Source organism: Streptomyces durbertensis (genome assembly GCF_014156695.1).
Lineage (GTDB): Bacteria > Actinomycetota > Actinomycetes > Streptomycetales > Streptomycetaceae > Streptomyces > Streptomyces durbertensis.
The window spans coordinates 1-4,675 of sequence record NZ_WMLF01000427.1 but is presented as its reverse complement, the minus strand read 5'-3'; the positions used below and the strand labels follow the sequence as shown (position 1 = coordinate 4,675).

At 73.3% G+C, this 4,675-nt stretch carries 4 protein-coding genes; 2 read left to right on the top strand and 2 right to left on the bottom strand.

Features of this window, described 5'->3' with window-relative positions; genetic code table 11:
• Positions 1-108: 108 nt before the first annotated feature.
• On the top strand, positions 109-759 hold the full coding sequence (locus GL263_RS21915; RefSeq protein WP_182857463.1) for a uridine kinase family protein: 651 nt from the start codon (positions 109-111) through the stop codon (positions 757-759).
• A 461-nt stretch (positions 760-1,220) separates the two neighbouring features.
• Positions 1,221-3,185, top strand: coding sequence for an AAA family ATPase (locus GL263_RS21910; protein WP_182857462.1), 1,965 nt, complete (start codon positions 1,221-1,223; stop codon positions 3,183-3,185).
• Positions 3,186-3,272: 87 nt separating this feature from the next.
• Here the strand turns inward: GL263_RS21910 and GL263_RS21905 are convergent, their stop codons facing one another.
• Entirely contained in the window at positions 3,273-3,722 is a 450-nt protein-coding gene (locus GL263_RS21905) for a PH domain-containing protein (protein WP_182857461.1), read from the bottom strand.
• Positions 3,723-3,733: 11 nt separating this feature from the next.
• On the bottom strand, positions 3,734-4,582 hold the full coding sequence (gene hisG / locus GL263_RS21900; RefSeq protein WP_182857460.1) for an ATP phosphoribosyltransferase: 849 nt from the start codon (positions 4,580-4,582) through the stop codon (positions 3,734-3,736).
• Positions 4,583-4,675 lie beyond the last annotated feature (93 nt).

The following is a 4,675-nucleotide window of genomic DNA, read 5'->3' as shown; positions in this document are numbered from 1 at the left end:
CCCGGCGGGGTGGGCGGCACCGTATGTTGTGGTCCGTCCGTCACCCGGCGGGCGGAGGGAGCCCCGCGGCGGCGCGGGCGCCGGCCAGACGAACCGGAGCGCGAGCAGATGAGCAGTGGACCGAACTGGCCGCCGGCCACCGGCGGCGACCTCGACGAGCTCGCGGCCCGGCTGTCATCCCTCGCCCCGTCCTGCGGTCCGGTCCGGCTCGTCGGGATCGACGGGCACGCGGGTTCCGGCAAGAGCACGCTGGCCGGACGGCTGTCGGCGCTCAGCGGCGGCGCGCCCGTGCTGCACCTGGACGACGTGGCCAGTCACGACGAGCTGTTCGACTGGCTGCCGCGGTTGACCGCGCAGGTGCTCGATCCGCTGTCCGAGGGCCGGGAGTCGCGGTACGAGGTCTACGACTGGACCAGTCGGACCGCGAGCGGGACGCATCCCCTGCCGCCGGCGCCGCTTGTCCTGGTGGAGGGCGTCGGCGCCGGCCGCCGGGCGCTCCGCCCGCACCTGGCGGCCGTGCTCTGGCTGGAACTGCCCAGGCGGACGGCGTGGGAGCGGGGACAGCACCGGGACGGACCTGAACTGGCCGACTTCTGGCAGGTCTGGATGGCCGCCGAGGAGGCGCACTTCCGCGCGGATCCGACGCGCCCGCACGCCCACTGGTTGGTGCGGCAGTCACCCGATAGGAGGGTGGGGTTCCGCGTGTTCCCGGGGCCCGCGGGGCATCCGCGGGAGAAGGTCGCACCTGACGTTCCGTAGCCGCCGGTCCGTCCGTGCGGACGGCGACACGCGCCGCCCCCTCACCCGTTCGGGATGCTTGACCGGGCCCGCATTGAGCGATTACGTTCCCTATAGAACGGTCTGTACGACCGCCGAGATCGCGAAGCCCCCGGTTGTTCCCCCGTGACCGGGGGCTTCGTCCTGTGCGCGGGCCCTCGGGAAGCGGCCCGTCATCGCCGGAGAGTTGCCAGGCCTTTCACCGACAGTGATCAGCAGCTGTCCGCCACCGATGCCACAGGCACGTGCGGGTGGCCGAAGGCCCGGGTCCCGGCCTGTCCGAGCGCCTTCGGGCAGGCCGCGCCGCCGGGTAGCATGCGAGGGCCGCGAGTGGTCCCGTTGACACCCGCTCAGGGCCGCAACGCCCCTGCGCGGCAAAGCTGTTGTGGTCACGTCCGGACGCGGGCAAGCTCCCGCAGAGGGACGTTCGGTGGGGGAGGTCAATGGACTTCGGTATGCAGGATCCGCTGGAGCCGCACGCGCCCGCCGACCTGGCGTGGCTGCGGGGAGTGGACGCGTACACCGTCGGCAGCTACGTGCAGGCCGAGGAGGAGTTCGGTACCGCCGTCCGGCTCGACCCCGGCATGGCCGACGCCTGGCTGGGGTTGCACGCGCTGCGCGCGGACACCACCAAGGCCCTCCTGCGGATGTACGAGCACCGGCACCGCTTCGGGGAACAGCGCTCCCGTCACCAGCGGACGTTGAACTCCTGGTACTGGCTGGGCTGGTGGGTGCAGCCGGTGCTGGAGTCCGGCCGCGACCTGCTGCTGGCCCACGCCTCCCACTGGCTCGACGGGCGGCATCTGGCCGAGCTGGACCAGGCGCTGGCCGGGTGCCCGCCGGCCGAGGCGGACCCCCAGGTGCGGTTCCTGCACGCCTGCCGCGCGTACCTGGCCAAGGACTGGGAGGCGCTGGTGGCGCACACCGAGTCGCTGGTCGGCGACCCGCTGCTCGGCATCGAGGCCGGGCTGTTCGCCGGCATGGCCCGGGTCCGGCTGGAGATGTACGGACAGGCCGAGCCGCTGCTGGCGGCGGCCCTCATGCGCTGCCGCAGCGAGCAGCCGCAGCGCAAGGAGCTGCGCTACTGGCTCGCCCGGGCCCGGGAGGGGACGGGCCGCAGCGCGGCGGCACTGCCGCTGTACCGCGCGGTGCACCGGGTCGATCCGGCCTTCATGGACACCGCCGCCCGGCTGACCGCGATCACCGAGGGAGACGGCGTCAACACCTCCTCCGGCATGCCGTCGGCGGTGCTGACCGAGGCCGCTCCCGAGGGTCCGCCGCCCGGTTCGACGGCGGGCGGCGGCGGTTCCCCGTCATCCTCCTCCCCCACCGCCACCGACTCCCCCGCGGTGTCCGGCCCGGGTCCCGGCACGTCCGGCGGCGACGCGGGACGTCCACCGGGCGCGGGCGCGCCGGGCGAGGCGTCCGTTCCGTTGTCGGCGCCGGGCGCGGCGGACGCGGTGCGGGAGCGTTTCCGCGCCGCCGGCCGTGGCGGGGGCGGCTGGCCGTCGGGTCCCAGCGACCCGGTCCTCCTGGCCAGGGCGCTGGAGGAACTGGAGCGCATGGTCGGGCTGGAGCCGGTGAAGCGCCAGGTCAAGGCGCTCTCCGCACAGCTGCACATGGCCCGGCTGCGGGCCCGGCAGGGGCTGCCGGTGCAGCCGCCGAAACGCCACTTCGTGTTCTCGGGACCCTCCGGCACCGGCAAGACCACCGTCGCCCGCATCCTCGGCCGGGTGTTCTACGCCCTGGGCCTGCTCGGCGGTGACCATCTGGTGGAGGCCCAACGCGCCGATCTGGTCGGCGAGTTCCTGGGGCAGACGGCGGTCAAGGCGAACGAGCTGATCGACTCGGCGCTCGGCGGTGTGCTGTTCGTCGACGAGGCGTACAGCCTGTCCAACTCCGGCTACGCCAAGGGCGACGCCTACGGGGACGAGGCCCTCCAGGTGCTGCTCAAGCGTGCCGAGGACAACCGCGACCGGCTGGTGGTCATCCTGGCGGGCTACCCGGAGGGGATGGACCGGCTGCTGGCGGTCAATCCCGGCCTCGGGTCCCGCTTCACGACCCGCATCGACTTCCCCAGCTACCGCCCGCTGGAGCTGACGGCGATCGGCGAGGTGCTGGCGGCGGACAACAACGACGTGTGGGACGAGGAGTCGCTGGAGGAACTGCGCAGCATCGCCGGGCACGTGGTCGAGCAGGGCTGGATCGACGAGTTGGGCAACGGCCGCTTCCTGCGCACGCTGTACGAGAAGAGCTGCGCCTACCGGGACCTGAGGCTGTCGGGCTTCCGGGGCGAGCCCAGCCGGGAGGACCTGTCGACGCTGCGGCTGCCGGACCTGATGCAGGCCTACGGGGAGGTGCTGAGCGGGCGCGGGCCGGCCGGCCCGCGCCCGGAACCGCCGCTGTGAACCGCTGCCCGCCGTGCTGGCACGGCGGGCGGCGGTGAACGGAAGAAGCCGCGGTGACGGGAAGCGACGGCAGCGGGAGCTGTGCGCTCAGCTCTCCTCGCGGCCGGTGCCATGCTGTTCGGCGAGCGCGCGCAGCGCGGCGGCGTCCTCCAGCGCCCGGTGCTTGCCGATGCCCGGCTGGATGCCCATCACCGCCAGCGTGGTGCCGTCGGAGAGGTCGAGCATCACCCAGGGGTCGCCGGTGCGCAGGTTCACCCGGACGATCTCCGCCCAGGAGAGGCGCCGCTGCCGCGTCAGGTTGACCACGGTCAGCCCGTCCTCGTCGGCGGTCGCCCGGGGGCGGCTGAGGAGGGCGAGCACGCCGAAGCACAGCGCGCCGACGGCGACGAAGGAGATCCGCTCGCCGGCGGCCAGGTCCAGCGCGAGGCCGATCACGCTGAGCACGGCCAGGATCGCCGCGCCGACGCTGAGCAGGACGATCCTGGTGCGGGTCGGGCGGAAGGTGACCGGCAGCGCCGGCGTCCGGGGGGAGGACATCGGAGACCGCCTCAGACCCGGCAGGCGTGGATGTTGGTGGTGAGGATCGCCCGGGCGCCCAGCTCGTACAGGTCGTCCATGATCCGCTGGGCGTCGGCCGCCGGGACCATCGAGCGGACCGCGACCCAGCCCTGGTCGTGCAGCGGCGAGACCGTCGGCGACTCCAGGCCGGGAGTGAGCTGGACGGCCTTCTCCACGTGCTCGGCCCGGATGTCGTAGTCCATCATCACGTAGCGGCGGGCGACCAGGACGCCCTGCATCCGGCGCAGGAACTGGCCGACCTTCGGGTCGTCGGCGACGGCCTTGCGGCTGCGGGCGACCACGGCCTCCGACTCCAGGATCGGCTCGCTGATGATCTCCAGACCGGCATTGCGCAGCGTCGTACCGGTCTCCACGACGTCGGCGATGACCTCCGCGACGCCGAGCTGGATCGCGGTCTCGACCGCGCCGTCGAGCCGGACGACGGAGGCGTCCACGCCCTGCTCGGCGAGGTGGGCGGCCACCAGGCCCGGGAAGGAGGTGGCCACGGTCATGCCGCCGAACTCGCTGACGTGCTGCGCGGTGCCGGGGCGGGTGGCGTACCGGAAGGTGGAGGAGGCGAAGCCCAGCCGCAGGATCTCCTCGGCGTCCGCTCCGGAGTCGAGCAGCAGGTCACGGCCGGTGATGCCGATGTCGAGCTTGCCGGAGCCGACGTAGACCGCGATGTCACGCGGACGCAGGAAGAAGAACTCGACCTCGTTGGCGGCGTCGACGAGGACCAGCTCCCGGCGGTCCTTGCGCTGCCGGTAGCCGGCCTCATGCAGCATCTCCGACGCAGGCTCCGACAGTGAACCCTTGTTGGGGACGGCGATGCGCAGCATGAGGTCTTCCTTCGTGGACTCAGGGCCCCGGGCCGGGGCTGATCAGGGCTGGGGTGCGGAACGGGCGGGCTGGCCTGGCCCGGCCGTCTGCGC

Coding starts and splice junctions, on each gene's coding strand:
- GL263_RS21915 (WP_182857463.1), top strand. CDS start 109: ATGAGCAGTGGACCGAACTGGCCGCCGGCCACCGGCGGCGACCTCGAC.
- GL263_RS21905 (WP_182857461.1), bottom strand. CDS start 3,722: ATGTCCTCCCCCCGGACGCCGGCGCTGCCGGTCACCTTCCGCCCGACC.
- GL263_RS21910 (WP_182857462.1), top strand. CDS start 1,221: ATGGACTTCGGTATGCAGGATCCGCTGGAGCCGCACGCGCCCGCCGAC.
- hisG (WP_182857460.1), bottom strand. CDS start 4,582: ATGCTGCGCATCGCCGTCCCCAACAAGGGTTCACTGTCGGAGCCTGCG.